The sequence below is a fragment of the Bradyrhizobium sp. USDA 4353 genome (assembly GCF_054063215.1).
The window spans coordinates 359,905-382,806 of sequence record NZ_JBSSGB010000001.1 but is presented as its reverse complement, the minus strand read 5'-3'; the positions used below and the strand labels follow the sequence as shown (position 1 = coordinate 382,806).

The 22,902-nt window shown below is 66.0% G+C and carries 20 protein-coding genes; 16 read left to right on the top strand and 4 right to left on the bottom strand.

Translation table 11 applies throughout. The features are described 5' to 3' along the window. Nucleotides 1-5: 5 nt before the first annotated feature. Nucleotides 6-1,238, bottom strand: a complete 1,233-nt coding sequence (locus ACVILH_RS01670; RefSeq protein ID WP_456711333.1) for a glycosyltransferase family 87 protein — start codon at nt 1,236-1,238, stop codon at nt 6-8. 205 nt (nt 1,239-1,443) lie between these two features. Here ACVILH_RS01670 and ACVILH_RS01665 point away from each other — a divergent pair, with 205 nt between their 5' ends. The 12 genes from ACVILH_RS01665 (at nt 1,444) to ACVILH_RS01610 (ending at nt 14,379) form a co-directional block, all read left to right on the top strand. Next, the gene (locus ACVILH_RS01665) at nt 1,444-2,646 is read left to right on the top strand and encodes a pyridoxal phosphate-dependent aminotransferase (protein WP_456711332.1); all 1,203 of its coding nucleotides are present in this window, start codon (nt 1,444-1,446) and stop codon (nt 2,644-2,646) included. A 121-nt stretch (nt 2,647-2,767) separates the two neighbouring features. Then, nucleotides 2,768-3,292, top strand: a complete 525-nt coding sequence (locus ACVILH_RS01660; protein WP_456711331.1) for a DUF992 domain-containing protein — start codon at nt 2,768-2,770, stop codon at nt 3,290-3,292. 172 nt (nt 3,293-3,464) lie between these two features. Next, nucleotides 3,465-3,935 (top strand): DUF992 domain-containing protein, encoded by a 471-nt coding sequence (locus tag ACVILH_RS01655; RefSeq protein WP_456711330.1) that lies wholly within the window; start codon nt 3,465-3,467, stop codon nt 3,933-3,935. A 178-nt stretch (nt 3,936-4,113) separates the two neighbouring features. Continuing rightward, nucleotides 4,114-6,162 (top strand): elongation factor G, encoded by a 2,049-nt coding sequence (locus ACVILH_RS01650; RefSeq protein ID WP_456711329.1) that lies wholly within the window; start codon nt 4,114-4,116, stop codon nt 6,160-6,162. Nucleotides 6,163-6,476: 314 nt separating this feature from the next. After that, on the top strand, nt 6,477-7,502 hold the full coding sequence (locus tag ACVILH_RS01645) for a histidine kinase dimerization/phosphoacceptor domain -containing protein (protein ID WP_456716844.1): 1,026 nt from the start codon (nt 6,477-6,479) through the stop codon (nt 7,500-7,502). Between the two features lie 114 nt (nt 7,503-7,616). Then, the gene (locus tag ACVILH_RS01640; protein ID WP_434860486.1) at nt 7,617-7,919 is read left to right on the top strand and encodes a helix-turn-helix domain-containing protein; all 303 of its coding nucleotides are present in this window, start codon (nt 7,617-7,619) and stop codon (nt 7,917-7,919) included. Between the two features lie 92 nt (nt 7,920-8,011). Next, nucleotides 8,012-9,775, top strand: a complete 1,764-nt coding sequence (locus ACVILH_RS01635) for a SulP family inorganic anion transporter (RefSeq protein ID WP_456711328.1) — start codon at nt 8,012-8,014, stop codon at nt 9,773-9,775. A gap of 63 nt (nt 9,776-9,838) precedes the next feature. Further along, the gene (locus ACVILH_RS01630; protein ID WP_456711327.1) at nt 9,839-10,480 is read left to right on the top strand and encodes a YoaK family protein; all 642 of its coding nucleotides are present in this window, start codon (nt 9,839-9,841) and stop codon (nt 10,478-10,480) included. Nucleotides 10,481-10,511: 31 nt separating this feature from the next. Beyond that, entirely contained in the window at nt 10,512-11,354 is an 843-nt protein-coding gene (locus ACVILH_RS01625) for a shikimate dehydrogenase (RefSeq protein WP_456711326.1), read from the top strand. 91 nt (nt 11,355-11,445) lie between these two features. After that, nucleotides 11,446-12,792, top strand: coding sequence for a YARHG domain-containing protein (locus ACVILH_RS01620; RefSeq protein WP_456711325.1), 1,347 nt, complete (start codon nt 11,446-11,448; stop codon nt 12,790-12,792). Between the two features lie 89 nt (nt 12,793-12,881). Further along, nucleotides 12,882-13,580, top strand: coding sequence for a M15 family metallopeptidase (locus ACVILH_RS01615; RefSeq protein WP_456711324.1), 699 nt, complete (start codon nt 12,882-12,884; stop codon nt 13,578-13,580). A gap of 229 nt (nt 13,581-13,809) precedes the next feature. After that, complete coding sequence (locus ACVILH_RS01610; RefSeq protein WP_456716843.1) at nt 13,810-14,379, top strand: hypothetical protein; 570 nt, start codon at nt 13,810-13,812, stop codon at nt 14,377-14,379. Nucleotides 14,380-14,695: 316 nt separating this feature from the next. Here ACVILH_RS01610 and ACVILH_RS01605 read toward each other — a convergent pair whose 3' ends face one another. After that, nucleotides 14,696-15,832, bottom strand: coding sequence for an alpha-hydroxy acid oxidase (locus ACVILH_RS01605; protein ID WP_456711323.1), 1,137 nt, complete (start codon nt 15,830-15,832; stop codon nt 14,696-14,698). Nucleotides 15,833-16,241: 409 nt separating this feature from the next. Here ACVILH_RS01605 and glmM point away from each other — a divergent pair, with 409 nt between their 5' ends. From glmM to ACVILH_RS01585, 4 genes are all read left to right on the top strand, one after another. Beyond that, complete coding sequence (glmM, locus tag ACVILH_RS01600) at nt 16,242-17,591, top strand: phosphoglucosamine mutase (RefSeq protein ID WP_456711322.1); 1,350 nt, start codon at nt 16,242-16,244, stop codon at nt 17,589-17,591. Nucleotides 17,592-18,257: 666 nt separating this feature from the next. After that, a complete protein-coding gene (locus ACVILH_RS01595; protein ID WP_456711321.1) occupies nt 18,258-19,100 on the top strand; it encodes an outer membrane protein in 843 nt (280 codons plus the stop codon). Nucleotides 19,101-19,299: 199 nt separating this feature from the next. Further along, nucleotides 19,300-20,127 (top strand): outer membrane protein, encoded by an 828-nt coding sequence (locus tag ACVILH_RS01590; RefSeq protein WP_456711320.1) that lies wholly within the window; start codon nt 19,300-19,302, stop codon nt 20,125-20,127. Nucleotides 20,128-20,153: 26 nt separating this feature from the next. Next, entirely contained in the window at nt 20,154-20,609 is a 456-nt protein-coding gene (locus tag ACVILH_RS01585; protein ID WP_456711319.1) for a GNAT family N-acetyltransferase, read from the top strand. Nucleotides 20,610-20,982: 373 nt separating this feature from the next. Here the strand turns inward: ACVILH_RS01585 and ACVILH_RS01580 are convergent, their stop codons facing one another. After that, entirely contained in the window at nt 20,983-21,861 is an 879-nt protein-coding gene (locus ACVILH_RS01580; RefSeq protein WP_456711318.1) for an amidohydrolase family protein, read from the bottom strand. Next, complete coding sequence (locus ACVILH_RS01575; protein WP_456711317.1) at nt 21,858-22,844, bottom strand: aldo/keto reductase; 987 nt, start codon at nt 22,842-22,844, stop codon at nt 21,858-21,860. The genes ACVILH_RS01580 and ACVILH_RS01575 overlap by 4 nt, the downstream gene beginning before the upstream one ends. Between the last annotated feature and the right edge of the window lie 58 nt (nt 22,845-22,902).

Sequence of the window (22,902 nt, the reverse complement as noted above, 5' to 3'; positions counted from 1 at the left end):
AGAGATCACGCCTGCGCGATGCGCGCGTGCGCGTCGATCTCGGAGCTGCGATCGGCGAGCGCGCGGTGCAGCGTCAACGCAAACAGGCTCACCAGAACGATCAGGCCGAGCGGGACCGTCGTGAGGCCTGCGATGCTGCGCGACAGTAGCGGCACGATCCAGGCGGCGGCAAGCAGGCTGAGCTCGTAGTCGCGAAAGCCGTTGGCGAGGCCGTGCCGGGCGAAGAAGATGATGGCGACCGCCAGCACGACGAGGTCGTAGTCGAGCACGTAAGGCGTGGCCAGCAGGCTCGCGCTTGCGAGCGCCGAGGCCTTGAGGTCGAACGCCGCCTGGCTCCGCCACAGCCAGGCGAGACCGGCCGCGAGCGACAGTCCCAGCAAGGCCTGCAGCGTGTAGGCGGTTCTGATGTCGGCACCCCAGTGACGCGCTGCGGAGAACACTGACTGGATTTTCTCCCAGCCGGTGCCGCCTTGTTCGAGCACCACGGTCTGTGTGAAGGTCATCGACTGGAAGAAGGCGTGCCAGACGTCACTGCCGAGTGCGACGAAGCTGATCGCGACCAGCGCAATCACGGTGGCGCCCGCGGCGGCAATCGTCGGCCAGCGCGCGCCGGCGATGAGCGCGATGGGAATCAGGACACCGAATTGCGGCTTGTAGGCGAGCAGGCCGATGAGCACGCCGGCGAGCCATGGCCGGCCGCGCTCCATCAGTAGCAAGGCGCCGCCGAGCAGCGCGGCGGTGAAGAACGCATTCTGGCCATGGCCGATATTGACGAACACGGCCGGAAAGGCGGCGGCGACCAGCAGCGTCTCGGGGCGTGGCAGGATGGCGCGCATTACCAGGAGATAGGCCAGCAGGCTCGAGACCACCCACAGCGCCAATCCACCGGCATAGGGCAGCAGGGCCGTGATCGCGGCGATGGCGAAGAAGAACGGCGGATAGTGCCAGCCGAAGAACGGCACGTTGCGGCCGTCGAACACGGCCTTCTCCGTCGCGTGCTGCAGCGGTGGGTCATAGGCATCGGCGGCCTTGCCTTGAAGGGTCAGCACGCCTGCCGCATAGACGTTGGAGAAGTCGGTGCCGATCGGCTTGCCGTTGCGGTCGATCAGCCCATCGGACAGCGCGATCCAGCCGGCGATCGCAGCACACGTCACCGCGAGCAGGATCCAGCTGTAGGACTTGATCCGTGCGGCCGTCAGCCAGTCGCCGGATCGCAGGGCGCGCGCGATGGTGGTCATTTCGGCCTGGAAATTGGGACAATCGTTGGCTCACGCTAGCCCGGCCGCTTTAACGTTCTCTAAAGTCTTGGGAGCCATGTGCCCAAGCTTCTTGCGATGCGGGCGCTCGGGCCTTAAAAGCAGGCGTTTCCCTGACATGACCGGTCGTGGCCCGAAAAGGGTGATCCACGACGCGTGATCCAAGACGCCTGCATAGGAGCTGATGATGTCCTTTCTCGCCGCTGCGCTCGACCGTGTGAAGCCGTCCGCGACCATCGCGGTCACGGACAAAGCGCGCGTCCTCAAAGCGGCAGGCCGTAACGTCATCGGCCTCGGCGCCGGCGAGCCGGATTTCGATACGCCTGACAACATCAAGGAAGCCGCGATCAAGGCGATCCAGGCCGGCAAGACCAAGTACACCGCGGTCGACGGCATTCCCGAGCTGAAGGAAGCCATCATCGGCAAGTTCCAGCGCGAGAACGGGCTGACCTACAAGCCGAACCAGGTGATCGTCGGTGTCGGCGGCAAGCAGGTGCTGTACAATGCGCTGATGGCGACCATCAATCCGGGCGATCAGGTGATCATCCCGGCGCCGTATTGGGTCAGCTATCCGGAGATGGTGGCGCTCGCCGGCGGCGAGCCGGTCCCGGTCGTCTGCACCGCAGCCCATGGCTTCAAGCTGCAGCCGGAGGCGCTGGAGAAGGCGATCACGCCGAAGACCAAGTGGCTGATCCTGTGCTCGCCGTCGAACCCGACCGGCGCGGCCTACACCAAGGCCGAGCTGAAGGCGCTGACCGACGTGCTGGTCAAGCATCCGCATGTCTGGATCATGACCGACGACATGTATGAGCACCTGGTCTATGACGACTTCGTGTTCACGACCCCGGCGCAGGTCGAGCCGTCGCTTTACGATCGCACGCTGACCGTGAACGGTGTCTCCAAGGCCTATTGCATGACCGGCTGGCGCATCGGCTATGCCGGCGGCCCGGCACAATTGATCAAGGCGATGGCGACGATCCAGTCGCAATCGACCTCGAATCCGTGCTCGATCGCGCAATGGGCGGCAGTGGAAGCCTTGAACGGTCCGCAGAGCTTCATCCCGGCCAACAACAAGGTGTTCAAGGAGCGCCGCGATCTCGTGGTGTCGATGCTGAACCAGGCCAACGGCATCGAATGCCCGCGCCCCGAGGGCGCATTCTACGTCTATCCGTCCTGCGCCGGCACGATCGGGAAGACCGCGCCGTCGGGCAAGGTGATCGACAATGACGAGGCCTTCGTCACCGAGCTGCTGGAGACCGAGGGCGTCGCCGTCGTGCATGGGTCGGCGTTCGGCCTCGGCCCGGCGTTCCGCATCTCCTACGCCACCAAGACCTCGGACCTCGAGGACGCCTGCAAGCGTATCCAGCGCTTCTGCGGCAATCTGAGGTAATCAGGCAACAGCGGCCTCGAAACACCAGAAGTCAAGTTCCAGGCCGAAAGGCGCCATGTTTTGAACATGGCGCCTTTCTTTTGTCCGGAGGTAAGTTTGGGTTGCGTAGGGTTTGAGTTCGATGCGGCTGCTTGTGCTGTCGGTCTTGTTGCTCGTGTCGGTCGCGCCGTTGGCGCAGGCCCACGCCAGTCGGCCCATGCGCGTCGGCGTGCTCGAATGCGAGGGACGCCGCACCACCGGCAAGCTCGTGATGTCCAACGCCCGCCTACGCTGCGTCTTCCGCAGCCAGGGCCGTGCGCCGGAGCGCTACGTCGCCAAGGTCCGCCGCTACGGTCTCGATCTCGGCCTGACCGATGAGACCAGGATGGCCTGGGCCGTCACCGCGCCCGTCAATGATTTCGGCCGCAGCGAGCTCGGCGGCCGCTATGGCGGCGTGTCGGCCAACGCCGCCGCGCTGGTCGGCTTCGGCGGCAGCTTCCTGCTGCGCGACACCGATCGTGCCACCCAGCTGCAGCCGATCAGCTTGCAGGGGCAGACCGGCATGAACCTCGCTGCGGGAATCACCGAGGTCGAGCTGGTGCCGCTGCTGCCGATTCATCCGAGCCCGAGCCAGCCCTCGTCCTACTTCTCGCGCTATTATCGCTGAGCACGACGACAATGCCTCGCAGCTGCGCGGGGCGATGCCTGACGCGTTCAGGCAGATGAACGCGTGTGCTTCTGGTACGGCTGTAAGCCTTGTGGCATAGATGTGATCGCCCGTGATCATCAGTCCGGTCGACGGGTCTGCATCACAGCTTCATTTCAGCCGGAGTTTATTCATGCGCTCGACCATCCTCGCCGGGCTCACTGCTGCGGCCGTCCTCTGCGGCGGCGCGGCCCATGCGCAAGATCGCGTGCGGGTCGGCGTCCTCGAATGCCGCGGTGGCGCCAGCGTCGGCTTCATCGTCGGCTCGGTGACCCATCTCGGCTGCGTGCTGCGCGCCGACGGCATCCCCGAGGACCGCTACGTCGCGACCATCCGCAAGGTCGGCCTCGATCTCGGCATCACCCAGGAATCGCTGCTGGCGTGGGTGGTCTATGCCCCGGTGGCGCGGCTCGGGCCGGGCGATCTTTCCGGCGACTATGCCGGCGCGCAGGGCTCGGCCGCGGTCGGTGTCGGCCTGGGCGGCAACGTGCTGGTCGGCGGCTCCTCCAACTCGATCGCGCTGCAGCCGCTCAGCGTGCAGGGGCAGGTCGGCCTTGCCGTCTCGGCCGGACTGGAAAGCCTCGAATTGCGTCCGGGACGTTGACCTTTTCTTTGTCTTGACCAACCGGTCTTCCCGCAATCGTGCGGGAAGACCGGTGCGCTCTCCGCACTGCAGCAACGTTTTTCGCTCCCCTCCTGCTTGCCAAAGCGGCAGACGAGGCAGAGCATTCGGCTTTGCCGACCCAATCACGGGCCGAGCTCCAGAAACAGGAGGCGGCGAAATGGGACACGACCTGAGAAGTCCCCGAGGTCCACGGTGCATCGCGCTGGTGGGCCCTTTCCAAAGCGGTAAAACCACTCTGTTGGAAGCGATCCTGGCGCGGACGGGCGCGATCCCGCGCGCCGGCAGCGTCGATGCCGGCACCTCCGTCGGCGATGCCGGCCCCGAGGCGCGTCATCACAAGATGAGCGTGGCGATGACCGCGGCGACCACGACCTTCATGGGCGACAGCTACACCTTCCTCGACTGTCCCGGCTCGATCGAGTTCGCGCATGACATGCGCGCGTCATTGCCGGCCGTCGACGCCGCGATCGTGGTGTGCGAGGCGGATGAGAAGAAGCTGCCGCAATTGCAGATCATCCTGCGCGAGCTCGAGGAGCTGCGCATTCCGCGCTTCCTGTTCCTCAACAAGATCGACCGCGCCAATGCGCGCATCCGCGAGACGCTCGCGACCTTGCAGCCCGCCTCGCGCGTGCCGCTGGTGCTGCGCCAGATTCCGATCTGGCACGGCGAGCTGATCGAGGGCTTTGTCGACCTCGCGCTGGAGCGCGCCTTCATCTACCGCGAGCACAAGGCGTCCGAGGTGATCGCGCTCGAAGGCGGCGATCTCGATCGCGAGAAGGAGGCGCGCTTCTCGATGCTGGAGAAGCTCGCGGACCACGACGATTCGCTGATGGAGCAGTTGCTGGAGGACATCCCGCCGCCGCGCGACGCCGTATTCGACGATCTCGCGCGTGAACTGCGCGAGGGCCTGATCTGCCCGGTGCTGCTCGGATCGGCCTTGCGCGAGAACGGCGTGCTGAGATTGATGAAGGCGTTGCGTCACGAGGCGCCCGGCATCACTGAGACCGCGAAGCGGCTCGGCGTGAAGGAGACCAAGGAGGCGCTCGGCTACGTGTTCAAGACGCTGCATCTCCAGCACGGCGGCAAGCTGTCGCTGACGCGGGTGCTGTCCGGGCATCTCGACGACGGCGCCACGCTGCACGCGGCCTCGGGGGAGGCGGCGCGCGTGTCGGGCGTTCTCGCCGCGACGGGCGCCTATGACAGCAAGCGTGCAGTTGCGGAGGCCGGCGACACGATCGCGCTTGGCAAGCTCGATGCGGTCAAGACCGGCGACACCATTGCGACTGGCAAGATCGCGCCGACCGCGCTGACAAAGATCGATCCATGCCCGCCGGTGCTGGCGCTCTCGATCGCGGCCGTCGACCGCAAGGACGACGTCAAGCTCGGCCAGGCCCTGCAGCGGCTGCACGAGGAGGATCCGTCGCTCACGATGGTGCAGAACCCGCGCACCCACGACACGGTGCTGTGGGGGCAGGGCGAGATGCATCTGCGCGTCGCCTTGGAGCGGCTGCGTGACCGCTTCGGCGTCAACGTCAAATCGCATCAGCCTGCGATCGGCTATCAGGAGACCATCCGCAAGGCCATCACCCAGCGCGGCCGCCATAAGAAGCAGTCCGGCGGCCACGGCCAGTTCGGCGACGTTGTGCTCGACATCAAGCCGCTGGCGCGCGGCGAAGGCTTTCGCTTTGCCGAGAAGGTGGTCGGCGGCGCGGTGCCGCGCAACTACATCCCCGCGGTGGAGGAGGGCGTCGTCGATGCGCTGGCGCGCGGACCGCTCGGCTTTCCGGTGATCGACGTCGAGGTCACGCTGACCGACGGCTCCTACCACAGCGTGGATTCGTCCGACCTGGCCTTCCGGACGGCGGCGCGGGCCGGCGTCGGCGAGGGCCTGCCGCAATGCGCGCCGGTGCTGCTGGAGCCGATCCACACCGTCGAGATCGTCTGTCCGAGCGAGGCGACCGCCAAGATCAACGCCATCCTTTCGGCGCGGCGCGGCCAAATCCTGTCGTTCGACACCCGCGACGGGTGGCCGGGCTGGGACTGCGTCCGCGCGCTGATGCCGGAGGCCGAGATCGGCGATCTGATCGTCGAGCTGCGCTCGGCCACCGCCGGCGCCGGCAGCTTCACCCGGACGTTCGACCACATGGCCGAGGTGACCGGCCGCGCCGCCGATCACATCATCGCCTCGCATCGCGACGCGGCCTGAGTCGGGACTGTATTTTGAATGCGCAGCCGGGCCCTTGGGCCCGGCTGCTGTCTCAGCTGGTGGGAGGTGGCCGTCAGCCCGGACGGCTCCCCCCGGTGCCTGAGTGCCCGAAGGGGCGCGCCTATGTGCACTTATGCACCAACCGAGTTCCGCGGATGGTGCTATGATGATGCCGTTCGATCTCCAGACCTGATATGCCCGTCATCGGCCGACCGATGATGATCGGCTGCCGCCCACGTCCCCTCTGGTGATAACGATCCAGAGGGGATCATGGCGCGGGCCTGAGAGTGTCTCTGTCCCTTACCTTGTCTGCCGTGATCCAGAAGCTCTCGTCCGCCCCTTTCTATCTGCGTGCCGCCCAGGCGACGGAACGACTCCGGCGCGACGCTGTGCTGGGATATGCGATCGCGATCGGCGCCACGATCGCGGCCTTCGGGCTGCGGCTGGTCCTGGTCGATACGCTGCCGGACGGCTTTCCTTATCTGACATTCTTCCCAGCCGTCATCCTGACGACCTTCTTCTGCGGGGTGGGGCCGGGCATCCTCTGCGGAGCGCTGTGTGGCGCGCTGGCGTGGTATTTCTTCATGCCGGCGTCCGGCTATCAGGGCGCACTCGCGATCGGCTTCTACGCGCTCATCGTCGCGGTCGACATCACGCTGATCCACCTGATGCACGAGGCCGCGCGGCATCTGCGCCAGGAGCGCGCCGTCTCGGAGCGGCTCTACGAAAACCAGCGCGTGCTGTTCCAGGAGCTGCAGCACCGCGTGGCCAACAACATCCAGTTCATCGCCGGATTGCTGATGTTGCAGAAGCGGCAGGCGGCGGCGGACCCGTCGCGCGCGACCGCCATCCTCAGCGAGGCCCAGACGCGGCTGGAGACGATCTCCCGCGTCCACCGCATGCTGCATGATCCCGGGCGGATGGATCTCGACATCGGGCCCTATCTGCAGACGATCTGCAACGACGTGCTGGAGTCGAGCGGCGCGCGCCACGTCGCCTGCGTGGTCGATTTCGCGCCGGCCCAGCTCGATCTGACCCGCCTGACCGCGTTGTCGCTGCTGGTGGTCGAGCTCGTCACCAATGCGCTGAAGCATGCCTTCGACCCCGACGAGGCGGGCACCATCACGGTCAGCCTGAAGCCGCTCGACGAGGCGCGCTATGTCCTGACGATCGCGGATGACGGCAAGGGTCTCGCTCCCGGCGTCGACCCCGCCAAAAGCGATAGCCTCGGCCTGCGGATCTGCGAGGGCCTCGCCGCGCAGCTGCACGGCAAGCTCACCACCATCAGCGACCGGGGCACGACGGTTCGGCTCGACTTTCCCAAGCAGGTTCCGGCCTGAGGCGAAGGCCACGGACATAGGCGCCCAGCGCTTGCTATTGTCCTCAGATAATGTATTTTACATCATTGTCTTTGTCTTAGACATCAACTATGGTGTCTGCCACGTGAGGCCATCGTGATCACGTCATTCCAGATGCGGGCAGCCCGCGCGCTGCTCGGGATCGATCAGAAAACCTTGGCCGAGCTGGCCGGCGTGTCGCTGCCGACGATCCAGCGGATGGAAGCCTCCACGGGCAACGTCCGCGGCGTGGTGGACTCGCTGACCAAGGTCGTCGATGCGCTCAATCGTGCGGGCGTGGATCTGATCGGTGAGCATGCCCGCAGCGAGGATGGCGGGCGCGGTGTTCGCCTGAAGGACCCGGGACCGCCCAACCGCGTGGGCCGTCAAACTGAGACTACGCGCGATGGCGCGAGCTAGCTTCATCGCGCGGCACGGAGGCCGCCCAGCGCTCTCCGTGTGAGACGCATCGTGGCGCCTGGCGCTGAAGATGCGACGGGAGCGTGACGGGCATGAGCATCGCAAGCGAGCACGGCAAGCCGGGACGGGTCGGACATCATCAGCCGACCTTCGCCGAGCTCTATTCGCCAAAGCTTCTCACCGTCCTGCGCGAGGGCTACGGCCTTGCCGATTTCCGCGCCGATGCGCTCGCGGGCCTGACGGTCGCCATCGTCGCGCTGCCGTTGTCGATGGCGATCGCGATCGCCTCCGGCGTCTCGCCCGGCCGCGGCCTCTACACCGCCGTGGTCGGCGGCTTCCTGATCTCGCTGCTCGGCGGCAGCCGCTTCCAGATCGGCGGTCCCGCCGGCGCCTTCATCGTGCTGGTCGCGGCGACCGTCGATCGGCAGGGCGTGGACGGCCTGCTGCTGGCGACCATGATGTCCGGCATCATGCTGGTGCTCGCGGGCTATTTGCGGCTCGGCACCTACATCAAGTTCATTCCCTATCCGGTCACGGTCGGCTTCACCGCCGGCATCGCCGTCATCATCTTCGCCAGCCAGCTGAAGGATCTGTTCGGCATCACGTTGACAGCCAAGGAGCCGGGCGAGCTGATCCCGAAGCTCATCGCGCTGGCGCATGGCGCGCCGACGGCGAACATGGCCGCGGTCGCGTTGGCCGCGCTGTCGATCGCCATCATCGTCGGCCTGAAGCGCCTGCGCCCGACCTGGCCCGGCATCCTGATCGCGGTCGTCGTCGCGGCGGCCTGCACCTATGCGCTGCAGCTGCCGGTCGAGACCATCGGCACCAAGTTCGGCGGCATTCCGCGCGAGCTGCCGGCGCCGGCGCTGCCGGCGTTCTCGCTCGCCAAGATCCAGGCGGTGTTTCCCGACGCCATCGCTTTTGCGCTGCTGGGCGCGATCGAATCGCTGCTCTCGGCCGTCGTCGCCGACGGCATGACAGGGCGCCGCCATCGCTCGAACTGCGAGCTGGTGGCGCAGGGCTTTGCCAATGTCGGCTCGGCGCTGTTCGGCGGCATCTGCGTCACCGGCACCATCGCCCGCACTGCGACCAATGTCCGGGCCGGCGCGCGCGGGCCGGTGTCGGGCATGCTGCACTCGCTGTTCCTGCTGGTGTTCATGCTGATCGCAGCCCCATTGGCGAGCTACATCCCGCTGTCGGCGCTCGCTGCCGTGCTGGTCGTGGTCGCCTGGAACATGGCCGAGAAGCACGAATTCGCCACGCTGGTCCGCTCGTCCTGGGGCGACGCCACCGTGCTGCTCGCGACCTTCGGCCTCACCATTTTCCGCGACCTCACCGAGGGCATCCTGGTCGGCTTCGCGCTCGGCGCGGTGCTGTTCATCAATCGTATGGCGCAGATGACCGGCGTCGAGGATGGCTCGCCATTGGTGGCCGAGGACCGCGCCGACTTCGAGGATGGCGCACGCGTGCCATACAATCCCAAGCTCAGCGCCGACAAGGACGTGCTGGTCTATCGCATCACCGGCGCGTTCTTCTTCGGCGCGGCCTCGACCGTCGGCACCGTGCTCGACTCCATCGCCGACCGACGCAAGGCGTTCGTGGTCGACTTCGCTGCCGTCCCGTTTCTGGATTCGACCGCGGCCAACGCGATGAGCCGGGTGGCCGCCAAGGCCAAGCGCCAGGGCATCCGGCTGTTCATCACCGGGGCGTCGCCGAGCGTTCGGCGGGCGCTGCTGACCCATGGCGTCCGGCCGCCGCTGGTGCGCTATCGCGAGACCATCGAGCGCGCGGTGGCCGACATCAAGGGCAAGGAGACGCCGCGGGAAGAGATCGCCGACGGGCTCGCGGCGAGCTGAGACCCGAACGGATCACGCTCCCGGCTCGAACGAAATCGCTGCGCGAGGGTTGGGCGTGTCGCCATGCTCGACAGCCGCCGCAACGTCCTCCTCGCCTGCGCGCTCAGCGCGCTCGCAGGCTATATCGACGGGATCGGCTTTCTGCATCTCGGCGGCCTGTTCGTCTCCTTCATGAGCGGCAACTCGACCCGGATGGGCGTCAGCCTCGCCGAAGGCCGCTGGCCGGAGGCCGGCAGCGCGCTGGGCCTGATCGGCCTGTTCGTGCTCGGCGCAGCCGGCGGCAGCCTGATCATGCGGCGACGCGCTCGAGAGGTTCAGAGTCTTTTGCTGCTGGTCGAAGGTGCGCTGCTGGTCGGCGCGACGCTCTGTCATCTGACTGCGCGGCCGTCCGGCGCGGTCGCCGCGATCGTGCTGGCGATGGGGCTGGAGAATGCCGCGTTCCAGAGCAAGGGCGGCGGCGGGCTCGGGCTGACCTATGTGACCGGCGCGCTGGTCAAGGTGGGGCAGGGGCTGGCGCTCGCCGTCAGCGGCGGGCCACGGCTCGGCTGGCTGCCGAACCTTCTGCTCTGGGCTGCGCTGGCTGCGGGCTCTGTGGCAGGTGGTTGGGCCTATTTGCAACTGGGTTTGATGGCTGTCTGGCCAGGCGGCTGCTTGGCGTTGCTGCTGGCCTTCCTGGCCGCGGTGAGCCTTCCCGGAGAGCATTGACTCCGGCCGGGGCTTGTCCGATGTCACGGCCATGACCTCTGCCGCCAAACCCCGCGCCGCGTGCCTGATCGGCTGGCCTGCCGCGCATTCGCGCTCGCCCTTGATCCATCATCATTGGCTGCACGCGCTCGGCATCGCCGGCGGCTACACCATCGAGGCGGTGCCGCCGGAAGAGCTGGCCGACTTCGTCATGCATCTCCACAGCCGCGGCTTCGTCGGCGCCAATGTCACGATCCCGCACAAGGAGCGGGTGCTCGAATTGACCGAGCCGGATGCGCGCGCCCGCGCGGTCGGCGCGGCCAACACGCTCTGGTATGAGAACGGCATGCTCCGCGCGACCAACACCGACGTGGAAGGCTTCATCGGCAATCTCGATGCAGCCGCGCCGGGCTGGGACCGCACCGACGAGGCGCTCGTGCTCGGCTCCGGCGGCTCGGCGCGCGCCGTCGTGTTCGGCCTGCTGGAGCGGGGCATCGGCCGGGTGCATGTCATCAACCGCACCGCCGCGCGTGCCCAGGCGCTGGCCGATCAGTTCGGCAGTCGCGTCGCCGCCGAGGGCTGGGATCGCGTCGGTGCGCTGCTGCCGCGCGCCGGCCTGTTCGTCAACACCACCTCGCTCGGCATGCACGGCCAACCGCCGCTCACGCTTGATATCGACCTGCTGTCGCCGCATGCGGTCGTGGCCGACATCGTCTATGTGCCGTTGGAGACGCAGCTGCTCGGTGCCGCACGGGCAAGGGGCCTGCGCACGGCCGACGGACTCGGCATGCTGCTGCATCAGGCGGTGCGCGGTTTCGAATTGTGGTTCGGCCGGCGTCCGCAGGTCACGCCCGAGTTGCGCGCGCTGGTCGAGGCCGATCTCCGCAAGAGCTAGGCGATGGGCATCCGCGATATGGCCGCATTGGCGGAGTCGATTTGACCTGCCGGGCAAGCTAGAACGACGTCCGGAATTTCAGGGACGGACGATGCGACGATCAGCTATCGGTATTTTGGTCTTCTTGTTGCTCAGCGTGGTGCCGTGCGCAGCCGCGACCCAGGTCGCCCTGGTGGTCGGCAATTCGGACTACCAAAGCGTCGGCAAGCTCGCCAATCCCGCCAATGATGCGCGCCTGGTCGCCGAGACGTTTCAGCGTCTCGGCTTCACGCTGGTCGGCGGGGCGGCGCAGCTCGATCTCGACAAGCTGCGCTTCGACCAGGCGATCCAGGCCTTCAGCAAGCAGCTGCTCGGCGCCGATGTCGCCGTGTTCTACTACGCGGGCCACGGCATCCAGGTGCGCGGCACCAACTATCTCGTTCCCGTCAGCGCCAACCCTGCGCGCGAGGCCGATGTCGATTTCATGATGGTCGATGTCGGTCTCGTGCTGCGCCAGATGGAAGCGGCCGGCACCAAGCTGAACATCGTCATCCTCGATGCCTGCCGCAACAATCCGTTCGGCGGGCGTGGGCTGCGATCGAGCGATGGCGGTCTCGCGCAGATCCGCGCGCCGGAGGGGACGATCCTGTCCTACGCGACGCAGCCCGGCAATGTCGCGCTCGATGGCGATGACGGACACAGCCCGTACACCCGCGCGCTGGTCGACGCCGTGCAGCGGCCGGGGCTGGATGTGCTGCAGGCGTTCAATCAGGTCGGCCTGACGGTGAAGAAGGCGACCGCCAGCGCGCAGCAGCCCTGGGTCGCGTCGTCGCCGATCGACGGCACGTTCTATTTCGCGGGGCCTGCGGCGGGGCAGCCTGCCGCCGGCGCGGCGGCCGTCGCGCCGCCGCCTCCACCGCCGCCGTCCCTTGCCAGCGCGCCGCGATCGGCCGATTTCGTCTTCCCCGATTCCGACCAGCGCCTGCTGTCGGTCGCCGACCTGCAAGGACGGACGAAGGACGAGCTGCGCATCGCCCGCAACGAGATCTTCGCGCGCCGTGGCCGCTATTTCTCCTCGCCCGAGCTCACGAGCTATTTCAGCAAGTTCGCCTGGTATGTGCCGCGCACCTGGGATCCGGTCCTGAACCCGGTCGAGGCGGCCAATGTCGATCTGCTCGATCGTGCCGAAAATGGTGGAGCGCAGCCGAGCGGCTTCATCTTTCCCGACTCCGACCGCCGACTGCTGACACCGGCCGAGCTGGCGCGATTGTCGAAGGCCGAGCTGCGGCTCGCGAAGAACGAAATCTTCGCCCGGCGCGGACGCTTCTTCGACGCAGCCGATCTGAAGGCGTATTTCGGCCGTTTCGCCTGGTACGCGCCTTCGACCTGGAATCCGGTCCTGAACAATATCGAGGAGGCCAACGTCAAGCTGATCGATCAGATGAGCAGGCGGCCGTGATCCGAAAGGCTGCTCCTCTCTCGTGTTCGGTCGCAATCTGTCTGCTGCTGCTGACCGCATCCGCAGCGCGATGTGAAACTATCGGCAGCATGCTCGACCGGATCGTGCTCGCTTATCCCGATGCATTGGCCGGGCATGACGACGAGGCCATCATCTGGCGCGACGGCACGCGCATGCCGGTCGGCAAGCTCGATCCGCAGCGGCCCTTCAACGACATGCTGCGCAACGCCACCATCCTCGATCAGCTCAGCCTACCCTATCCGCGGGGCGAGCCGTCGCCGCCAGCGGTCAACGCCGATCCCGGCCGCTTCCGGAACGAGGCCTTCTTCAAGAAGATGTACGGCGACTGCACCGCAGGTGGCGTGAGCCGAAACCTCGTCACCATCACCTGGCTGCCGAAGAGCTGGGGCAAGTCGGTCAGCGTCACCCGCGTCAATGGCGTCGCCGAGCGGCTGAAGCGGATCTCGGCGGAGATCGATGAGCTCGATCCCAAGATCAAGCGTGCCGCGTTTCCGATCGCGGGCGTGTTGTCTTGCCGCCCTGTGGCCGACACCGGCCGCATGAGCATGCATGGCTACGCGGCAGCGATCGACCTGAACCTGGATTACTCCGACTACTGGCTCTGGAACGCGAAGAAGTTGGCCACCATTTCCTATAAGAACCGCTTCCCACGTGAGATCGTCGACATCTTCGAGCGGCACGGCTTCATCTGGGGCGGCCGCTGGTATCACTACGACACGATGCATTTCGAGTACCGGCCGGAGCTGTTGCCGGCCGGGCCGCGCTGATCGTCCCGAGCAAAGTCATCCGTCGGATCTTTCGGGAGGCATCGCCACACGCGTTCTCACAATGGCTTGAGAATGGAATAAGCGTGGCCATCCAGCGTCTCAATCCACGTAGTCTCGCCAAACCGCTTGCGGACCTCGACGAGAGTCCAAGCCAGAAAATGTCGGAGCCTTCTGCATGTCTTCCCGTTTCACCCTGATACGTCCAGCGATCGCACTCGCCATGGTTGCGATGACGTCGTCTTTCGCTATTTGTCAGCAGGCTCCGGTGCCGACGCGCTTGCGCGGAGCGATCGAGAGCGTCGATGCCGACACGATGACGATCAAAGCCCGCAGCGGCGAGATCTTCAAGCTGCGCATGGCCGGCGATCTCAGGGTGTCCGGCGTGGTCAAGGCCGAGCTCTCCGACATCAAGCCGGGATCATTCATCGGCGCGACCACGGTGCCTGGTCCGGACGGCGCGCCGAAGGCGGTCGAGATCCACATTTTCCCTGAGGAGATGCGCGGCACCGGCGAAGGCTCGCGCCCCTGGGACCTGAAGCCGAATTCGAGCATGACCAACGCCACCGTGGCCGAAAGCTCGGTCTCGACCGACGGTCACACGCTGCTGGTCAAGTACAAGGGTGGCGAGAAGCGCGTCGACATCACGCCGGATACGCCGATCGTCACCTTCGTGCCCGGCGACAAGGCCGAGCTGAAGGCAGGCGCCAAGGTCATGGCTACTGTCAAGCAGTTGCCCGACGGCTCGCTCGAAACCAGCCGCGTCAGCGTCGGCCGCGACGGCATCACGCCGCCGATGTAGCAGACGGTGCGCTCCCTCTCCCCGTCCTTCACGGGGCCGCGACGAGCTTCGCTCGCGCTGAGAGGGCTAGGGTGAGGGGCAGCGGCACGGTGGTGTAGTTTCTCTTGCTGCGAACTGATCTTCTGTCAGCTCGGCAATGATGATCGATGCGCGCTCGATGCTTCATCGACGCGAAGTCGCTGTGCCCGTCCGATGGACTGCGATCTGAGCTTCTTCAGTGCCATGCCCCTCACCCGGATTGCTGCGCAATCCGACCTCTCCCCGCAAAGCGCGGGGAGAGGTTGCACCGTTCGCGGTGAGGCAGCGTGGCCTCCAACTAATCCGCCAGCACCTTGCGATCGATCTCGGCCACTGTGTTCACGCCACACAGGCCCATGGTCGTGAGCAGCTCGTTGCGGATGATGTCGATGGCCTTGGCGACGCCGAGCTGGCCGCCGGCGCCGAGGCCGTAGGCGTAGGCGCGGCCGATCATGCAGGACTTGGCGCCGAGCGCGAGCGCGCGCATCACGTCCTGGCCGGAGCGGATGCCGCCGTCGAACATGATCTCGATCTTGTCGCCGACCGCCTCGGCAATGCCGGGCAGCACATGGATCGACGACGGCGCGCCGTCGAGCTGACGGCCGCCATGGTTGGACACCACCATCGCCTGCGCGCCGGTCGCGGCCGCGAGCTTGGCATCCTCGATGTCATGGATGCCCTTGATGATCAGCTTGCCCGGCCAGATCGAACGGATCCAGTCGACATCCTTCCAGTTCAGCGAGGTGTCGAATTGCGCGGCGGTCCAGGCCGAGAGCTTGGTGAGATCCTCGGTGTTCTTCACGTGGCCGGCGATGTTGCCGAAGGTGCGGCGCTTGCCCTGCAGCACGCCCTGCACCCAGGCCGGCTTGGTGGCGAAGTCGAACAGTTTCGACAGCGACCATTCCGGCGGCACGCTCATGCCGTTCTTGATGTCCTGGTGACGCTGGCCGATCACCTGGAGGTCGACCGTCAGGCACAGCGCGGTGCACTTCGCCGCGATGGCGCGCTCGACCAGCGCCTTGATGAAGCCGCGGTCCTTCATGACGTAGAGCTGGAACCAGAACGGCTTCTCGACGCTGCCGGCGATGTCCTCGATCGAGCAGATCGACATCGTGCTCTGGGTGAAGGGTATGCCGGCAGCCTGCGCGGCGCGGCAGGCGTGGATCTCGCCGTCGCCATGCTGCATGCCGAGCAGGCCGACCGGCGCCAGGATCAGCGGCATCGACGAGGGCTCGCCGAGAATGGTGGTGGAGAGGTCGCGCTTGGAGACGTCGACCAGGATGCGCTGCCGGAACTTGATCTTCTGCAGGTCGTCGCGATTGGCGCGCAAGGTCTCCTCGGCATAGGAGCCGCGGTCGGCGTAGTCGAAGAACGCCTTCGGCACGCGGCGCTTGTGCAAGAGGCGCAGGTCTTCAATGCAGGTGATGTGCTTCATCGCAGTGTTCGGCTCCCCACCGACGTCTCGTTTTTGAGCTTGCAGTCCTCTAGCATCTTTGCTTCGGCAGCCAAATCCAAGTTGGACGGGCAGCCAGCCCGGCGGATGGAAGGGCAGGGCGTGGGTGCGCCGCAGCCGGCAAGAGAGGCGAAATCCGACAGGCCATGTGGTCCCGCGCGGCCAGCGCGGCAGCGCACAAGGGGCCCGGGCTGCCCGGCCCCTCGCTTTAGAAAAATTAGCGTTAACAGCAGCTTACCGGGGGTGCGGCAGTTTCCTGGTAATGATTCATCACATTTTTTGAAGCCAGGGCGGGTTTAAGGAGACTATAACCCGCGGGCTGACCGGATGGGCCGTGCCGTGATTCGCGCCCGCCGGTAACGAAATCCAGAAAGCCGTTGCTGGGGGTCATATGAGCCGTAACTATTTCGGGACCGATGGGATTCGTGGCCGTGCCAACGGCCTGATCACGCCGGAACTCGCGCTCAAGGTGGGGCAGGCCGCGGGCCTTCTGTTCCAGCGCGGCGAGCATCGCCACCGCGTGGTGATCGGCAAGGATACGCGCCTCTCCGGCTACATGATCGAATACGCCATGGTCGCGGGCTTCACCTCGGTGGGAATGGACGTGCTGCTGGTCGGCCCGATGCCGACGCCGGCGGTGGCGATGCTGACCAAGTCGATGCGCGCCGATCTCGGCGTCATGATCTCGGCCTCGCACAATCTGTTCGAGGACAACGGCATCAAGCTGTTCGGCCCGCAGGGCTTCAAGCTGTCCGACGATGTCGAGAAGCAGATCGAGCAGTTGCTCGATGAATCGCTCGACAAGAAGCTTGCGCAGAGCGCGAGCCTCGGCCGCGCCCGCCGCATCGACGGCGTGCACGACCGCTACATCGAATTCGCCAAGCGCACTCTGCCCCGCGATCTGTCGCTGGACGGCCTGCGCGTCGTGATCGATTGCGCCAATGGCGCCGCCTACAAGGTCGTGCCCGAGGCGTTGTGGGAGCTCGGCGCCGACGTGATCTCGATCGGCGTGGAGCCGGACGGCTTCAACATCAACAAGGAATGCGGCTCGACCTCGCCCGAGGCGCTGTGCCGCAAGGTGCGTGAGATGCGCGCCGACATCGGCATCGCGCTCGACGGCGACGCCGATCGCGTGATCCTGGTCGACGAGCGCGGCCATATCGTCGACGGCGATCAGCTGTTGGCGGTGATCGCGCAAAGCTGGAAAGAGGACGGCCGTCTTTCGCGGCCCGGCATCGTCGCGACCGTGATGTCGAATCTCGGCCTCGAGCGCTTCCTGCAGGGGCAGGGCATGGAGCTGGTGCGCACGCCCGTCGGCGACCGCTACGTGCTTGAGCGCATGCTGGCCGACGGCTACAATCTCGGCGGCGAGCAGTCCGGCCACATCATCCTGTCGGACTACGCGACGACCGGCGACGGCTTCGTCGCGGCGCTGCAGGTGCTGGCGACCGTGCAGCGGCTGCGCCGTCCGGTCTCCGAGGTCTGCCACAAGTTCGATCCGCTGCCGCAGATCCTCAAGAACGTCCGCTATCGCAGCGGCAAGCCGCTCGATGCCGACGCGGTGAAGTCGGCGATCGACACCGGCCAGAGGCGCCTCAACGGCCACGGCCGCCTGCTCGTGCGCTCCTCCGGCACCGAGCCCGTCATCCGCGTCATGGGCGAAGGCGACGACCGCAATCTGGTCGAGGAGGTCGTCGACGAGATCGTCGCCGCCGTCGGTCACGCCGCCGCCGCGGCCTGATCGTCGACTGATCAATCCATCAGCAAGGCCTGCCATCCTTCGATGGCAGGCTTTTTTGTTTTGCAGGGGATCGCTCTTCGCGTCGGCCAAGATGAGGGTCGTCGCGCGCTCTATTGAGGCAAGCTGCGTCGGCGCGGCCGGTGCAACCTCTCCCCGCCCTTTGCGGGGAGAGGTCGGATTGCGCAGCAATCCGGGTGAGGGGCATGGCACATAAGAGGCCAAGGTCACGGTCCATCGGACGGGCACACTAACTCCGCCCGCTTGGATTGCATTGAGATCTGATCTGATTAGTTCGTTGCGCAGGAGTTACACCGCCCGTGCGGTTGCCCCTCACCCCAACCCTCTCCCCGTGAAGAACGGGGAGAGGGGGCGCACCGCCGCTGCGGCGATAGATGGTGTCGCGGCTTGCCTCTGTCCGAGGGGCGAGATGATGAGTGAGGCAGTCGAAGTCAACTAATGAGTTTCTAGTCCTGCGACGGGAAGTCCGCTCGATAACCAATCATTAGGACACCTTGCACGCCCGTTAACGGCGCCTGCGCGCTCATGAAATATCAACCCTAATAATTAGGGTTAAGCGCTGCTTAAGCATTTGGTGCGATTGTACAGCCGTCAGTTGTGATGTGGGGCCCATTTCCGAACGCCTCACCGGCCAAAGGGACGAAGCCAATGCGTAGCGTTATGTCTTTGATCGCCGCCGGAGCGGCCTCTCTGTTTTCCACCTTGGCCTTTGCGGCCGACATGCCGATCGCACCCCCGCCCGTCTACGCGCCGCCGCCGGCGGCTGATTTCGGCGGCTGGTATCTGCGCGGCGACATCGGCTTCAGCAACCAGAAGGTCAAGGACGTTCATTACAGCCGCGAGTCGGCCTATACGCCGATGACCTCGTTCGAGCAGACCTCGGGCTTCGATGCCGCCGGCATCTACGGCGTCGGCGTCGGCTATCGCTTCAATAGCTGGTTCCGCGCCGACGTCACCGGCCAGTATCGCGGCAGTTCCAACTTCAAGGGCACCGATCGCTTCAATGCGACCGCGGGCGGTGTGCCCTATAGCGGCATCGACAACTACACGGCCAGCAAGTCCGAATGGCTGGTCATGGCCAACGCCTATGTCGATCTCGGCACCTGGTGGTGCGTGACGCCGTTCATCGGCGCTGGCGTCGGCGGCTCGCGGGTGACGATCTCGAACTTCACCGACACCGGCATCAACAACCTGCCGTTCACGACCACGAGCTTCGCCACGGCGCCGAGCTCCTCGAAGTGGAATTTCGCCTGGGCGGCGCATGCGGGTCTCGCCTACAACGTCAATCCGAACCTGGTGCTCGAGCTGGCCTACAGCTATGTCGACCTCGGGCAGGGGCAGACCGGCGTGCTGTCGACCTACACCGGCACCACCACCGGCAACATCTTCAAGTTCAAGGACATCACCTCGCATGACCTGAAGCTCGGCGTGCGCTGGAACTTCGACAATCCTCCGCCGCCTCCGATGATGCCGCTGATCCGCAAGGGCTGATCCGGACAATCCTGGTTGTGAGTACGCAAACGGCGCGGGCCTCCCGCGCCGTTTCGCGTTTCGGAGTTGCTGTCTCATCAGTCCGGCGGTTGCGTTTTCGGCGAAAGAATTAGCGCGCGTCGTGTTCCGGAAACGGATGATTAAGGTTAACGCGCGATGATCGCTTGCAGAGAGTTCAAGTGCTGATTGGAGCGTTGCGATGCGTAGCCTGGTGGTGGCGGTTTCGGTGTGCGGCATGGTCTCGGCGGCTCAGGCCGCCGATTTGCCCGACCTTCCGATCCTGAGAGGCGGCCTGACCGAGGGCCTGAGCAACTCGCGGGTCAACTGGGACGGCTACTATGTCGGCGTCCAGGGCGGCTACGGCTCGTCTGACGAGAACTTCAACGGCTCGACCCAGAACATGACGGCCGCGGTGCTCGCCAATACGCTGATCGAAAGCCAGATGCAGGTGTCGTCCTGGAACATGAATCTGGGCAAGCAGTCCTCGCGATCCTCGGGCTTTGGCGGCTTCGTCGGCTACAACAGCCAATGGGATGACGTCGTGCTCGGCGTCGAGGCGAGCTACATGCACGGCAAATACGGCGGCATGGCCTCGTCGACCCGCTCGCTCGTCAGCGCCGCCGCGCTGTCCGACGGCAACTACCACAGCGTGACCTCGACGCAGACCTCGCAGATCTCGATCAAGGACATGGCGACCATTCGCGGTCGCGCCGGCTATGCGCTCGGCTGCTTCCTGCCCTATGCGTTCTTCGGCCTCTCGCTCGGCAATGCCGATATCGGCCAGACCGTCACGGTGCAGGATCGCGTGAGCACCACCCAGCTCGGCGGCTACACGGCGCTGGCGCCGCTGAGCGCGAACAACCTGCAGCACAACCACCTGATCTATGGCTACAGCGCCGGTCTCGGCGTCGACGTCAATCTGGTCGGCGGACTGTTCGCGCGCGCCGAATACGAATATGTGCGGTTCACGTCGACGGTCGACACCAGCGTCAACACCGTGCGCGCGGGTCTCGGCTACAAGTTCTGAGCCTGTCGTTGCACCGAGTGAGCTCGATGTCTATCATCATCCGCTCCGCGCGCCGCGACGATGTCGGCGCCATCATCGCGATGCTCGCCGACGATCATCTCGGCCGTGCGCGGGAGCGGATCCAGGAGCCGCTGCCGCAATCCTATTTCGACGCGTTCGACGCCATCGCGCGCGATTCCAACATCACGCTGGTCGTGGCGGAGGAGGCGGGCCGGGTGGTCGGCTGCCTGCAATTGTGCATCCTGCCGGGCCTGAGCTCACAAGGCGCGTCGCGGGCGCTGGTCGAGGATGTCCGCGTCGCCACCGACCGCCGCAGCCTGGGGATCGGCGAGCAGTTGCTGCAATGGGCGATTGCCGAGGCGCGCAGCCGTCACTGCAATCTGATCGAGCTGATGACGCACCAGAGCCGCACCGATGCGCAGCGCTTCTATGAGCGCCTCGGCTTTGCCAAGAGCCATTTCGGCATGGTCATGCGGTTCTGATCGGATCCGCTCGTGGTGCGGGTTGTCCACTCTGGCGATTGATGCGAGGGGCCGCTGCCGAGGGCAGTGCGCTCTCTCTCCCCGTTCTTCACGGGGAGAGGGCTGGGGTGAGGGGCAGCTGCATGGGTGGTGCTACCTTGTTTGCAGCACGCGCATTCTCTGTCGATGATTGCCGCAGCGATGAATGCGCTTGAGCTTCCGCATTGGCGCACAGCGATGTACCCGTCCGATGGACTTGTGAACTGGGCATCGCGCGTGCCATGCCCCTCACCCGGATTGCTGCGCAATCCGACCTCTCTCCGCGAAGGGCGGAGAGAGGTTGCACTGCGCGTGCCGAGATGGATTGCGCCAACGAGAGCATCGCTGCTCCGTTCTACGTCTTCGTCCCGCGATCGCCCGGCGTATGTTGAAGGCGGTAGGCAACGACGGCATTCGGCCCGAAGGCCTTGTCGCGGACATCGGGGCCGAGCTGCGCCAGGCAACGCTCGAGCGCCTGCTTGATCGCGTCGTACTCGCCCGCGAGCAGACAGACCGGCCAGTCCGAGCCGAAGATCAACCGGTCCTGGCCAAAGCAGCGCGCGACATGCGTCACATAGGGCTGTAGCCGCTCGGCGTCCCAGTCGGTCCAGACCGCCTCTGTCGCCAGCCCCGACACCTTGCACCAGACATTGCCGCACGCCGCGAGCTCGGCGATCCGATCGGCCCAGTCCTGGTCGAAGCCGGTGGCGATCGGCGGCTTGGCGGCGTGATCCAGCACGAAGCGTGCTTTTGGAAAGGCGCGCACCGTCGCGATCGCCGCCGGCAGCTCGCGCGTGCGCACCAATAGATCGTAGGTCAGGTCGTGTGCGAACACGGCCTCCAGCCCACGCCGGACATCGCCGCGAAAAATCCAAGCGGGGTCGGCCTCGTCGTGAACCTGATGGCGGATGCCGACCAGCCTGTCGCCGCCCGGCAGATTGCGCAGCCGGTCGATCGTCGTGCCTACTGCTGCATCGGTCAGGTCGACCCAGCCGACGACGTCGGCCACGAATGGCCACTCATGCGCGATGCGCAGGAACTCCTCCGTCTCGTCCAGGGAGGATCGCGTCTGCACCAGGATGCTGGCATCGAGGCCGTTCCTGGCGAGCAGCGGCGCGAGGTCTGCGGGGCCGAACGGGCGGCGGATCGGCGCCAGCGCGTCGCCTTCCATCCACGGATAGTCGGCGCGGCCGGGATCCCAGAAATGCTGGTGCGCATCGATCCTCCGGCTCATGCCGCGTCTCCCGGCAGCGGCGCGCTGGCATCGACGAGATGGCTGTCGCGCAGCGTGCGCCAGAACGCGGGCGGAATCGGCGCCTGCGCCAGCGCGATGTTGTCGGCAGCCTCCTGCGCGTTGCGCGCGCCTTGCAGGCCGACCGTCACGGCCGGATGGGCGAGGCAGAACTGGATGGCGGCGGCCTTGAGCTCGATGCCGTGCTGCTTACACAGCGCGTCGAGCTGGCGCGCTCGCGCCACCAGGGCCGCATCCGCATCCTCGTAGTTGAACTTCGCCTGGCCATGCGGATTGGCGAGAATGCCGCTATTGTAGATGCCGCCAAGCAGGATCGCGATGTTCTGCTTCTGGCAGATCGGGAACAGGGCGGTCAGCGCACCCTGATCGAGCAGCGTGTAACGGCCTGCCAGCAGGAAGCAGTCGACCGGCACGGCCTCGGCGAAGCGCGCCAGCATCTCCGACTGGTTCATGCCGGCGCCGATTGCCTTGATGCTGCCGTCGTCGCGCAGCCGCTGCAATGCGCGGAAGGCGTCCGAGACGGCCTCTTCGTAGTGATCGTCAGGATCGTGCACCAGCAGGATGTCGACGCGGTCGAGGCCGAGCCGGATGAGGCTCTCCTCGACCGACCGCATCACGCCATCATAGGAATAGTCGAAGCGCGGCCGCAGCGGCGGCACGCCCTTGTAGTGCGGGTCTTCCTCCGTTGCATCAGCGTCGGGGCGCAGCAGTCGCCCGACCTTGGTGGAGATCACATAGCTGTCGCGCGGCTGTGTGCGCAGGAAGGCACCGAGCCGCTGCTCGGCGAGGCCGAAGCCGTAGAGCGGGGCGGTGTCGTAGAAGCGCACGCCGCGCGCCCAGGCGGCCGTGATCGTCGCCTCCGCATCGGCCTCGCTGACCGGCTCGAACAGGCCGCCGAGCGGCGCCGTGCCGAGACCCAGCCGGGTAACATCGAGTGAGCTCCTCCCGAGACGGACGCGTTCCATTCTTCTATCCTTGTTGTTCGGCGCGTGCAGATCGCTTCATTGTGCATGAGCATGTCCG

What these genes read in the sequence shown, in the direction of transcription:
- ACVILH_RS01580 (WP_456711318.1), bottom strand. Translation starts at nt 21,861, where the DNA reads ATGAGCCGGAGGATCGATGCGCACCAGCATTTCTGGGATCCCGGCCGC.
- ACVILH_RS01575 (WP_456711317.1), bottom strand. Translation starts at nt 22,844, where the DNA reads ATGGAACGCGTCCGTCTCGGGAGGAGCTCACTCGATGTTACCCGGCTG.
- ACVILH_RS01655 (WP_456711330.1), top strand. Translation starts at nt 3,465, where the DNA reads ATGCGCTCGACCATCCTCGCCGGGCTCACTGCTGCGGCCGTCCTCTGC.
- ACVILH_RS01615 (WP_456711324.1), top strand. Translation starts at nt 12,882, where the DNA reads ATGCTCGACCGGATCGTGCTCGCTTATCCCGATGCATTGGCCGGGCAT.
- ACVILH_RS01660 (WP_456711331.1), top strand. Translation starts at nt 2,768, where the DNA reads ATGCGGCTGCTTGTGCTGTCGGTCTTGTTGCTCGTGTCGGTCGCGCCG.
- ACVILH_RS01650 (WP_456711329.1), top strand. Translation starts at nt 4,114, where the DNA reads ATGGGACACGACCTGAGAAGTCCCCGAGGTCCACGGTGCATCGCGCTG.
- ACVILH_RS01595 (WP_456711321.1), top strand. Translation starts at nt 18,258, where the DNA reads ATGCGTAGCGTTATGTCTTTGATCGCCGCCGGAGCGGCCTCTCTGTTT.
- ACVILH_RS01585 (WP_456711319.1), top strand. Translation starts at nt 20,154, where the DNA reads ATGTCTATCATCATCCGCTCCGCGCGCCGCGACGATGTCGGCGCCATC.
- glmM (WP_456711322.1), top strand. Translation starts at nt 16,242, where the DNA reads ATGAGCCGTAACTATTTCGGGACCGATGGGATTCGTGGCCGTGCCAAC.
- ACVILH_RS01665 (WP_456711332.1), top strand. Translation starts at nt 1,444, where the DNA reads ATGTCCTTTCTCGCCGCTGCGCTCGACCGTGTGAAGCCGTCCGCGACC.
- ACVILH_RS01620 (WP_456711325.1), top strand. Translation starts at nt 11,446, where the DNA reads ATGCGACGATCAGCTATCGGTATTTTGGTCTTCTTGTTGCTCAGCGTG.
- ACVILH_RS01605 (WP_456711323.1), bottom strand. Translation starts at nt 15,832, where the DNA reads ATGAAGCACATCACCTGCATTGAAGACCTGCGCCTCTTGCACAAGCGC.
- ACVILH_RS01590 (WP_456711320.1), top strand. Translation starts at nt 19,300, where the DNA reads ATGCGTAGCCTGGTGGTGGCGGTTTCGGTGTGCGGCATGGTCTCGGCG.
- ACVILH_RS01625 (WP_456711326.1), top strand. Translation starts at nt 10,512, where the DNA reads ATGACCTCTGCCGCCAAACCCCGCGCCGCGTGCCTGATCGGCTGGCCT.
- ACVILH_RS01610 (WP_456716843.1), top strand. Translation starts at nt 13,810, where the DNA reads ATGACGTCGTCTTTCGCTATTTGTCAGCAGGCTCCGGTGCCGACGCGC.
- ACVILH_RS01635 (WP_456711328.1), top strand. Translation starts at nt 8,012, where the DNA reads ATGAGCATCGCAAGCGAGCACGGCAAGCCGGGACGGGTCGGACATCAT.
- ACVILH_RS01670 (WP_456711333.1), bottom strand. Translation starts at nt 1,238, where the DNA reads ATGACCACCATCGCGCGCGCCCTGCGATCCGGCGACTGGCTGACGGCC.
- ACVILH_RS01630 (WP_456711327.1), top strand. Translation starts at nt 9,839, where the DNA reads ATGCTCGACAGCCGCCGCAACGTCCTCCTCGCCTGCGCGCTCAGCGCG.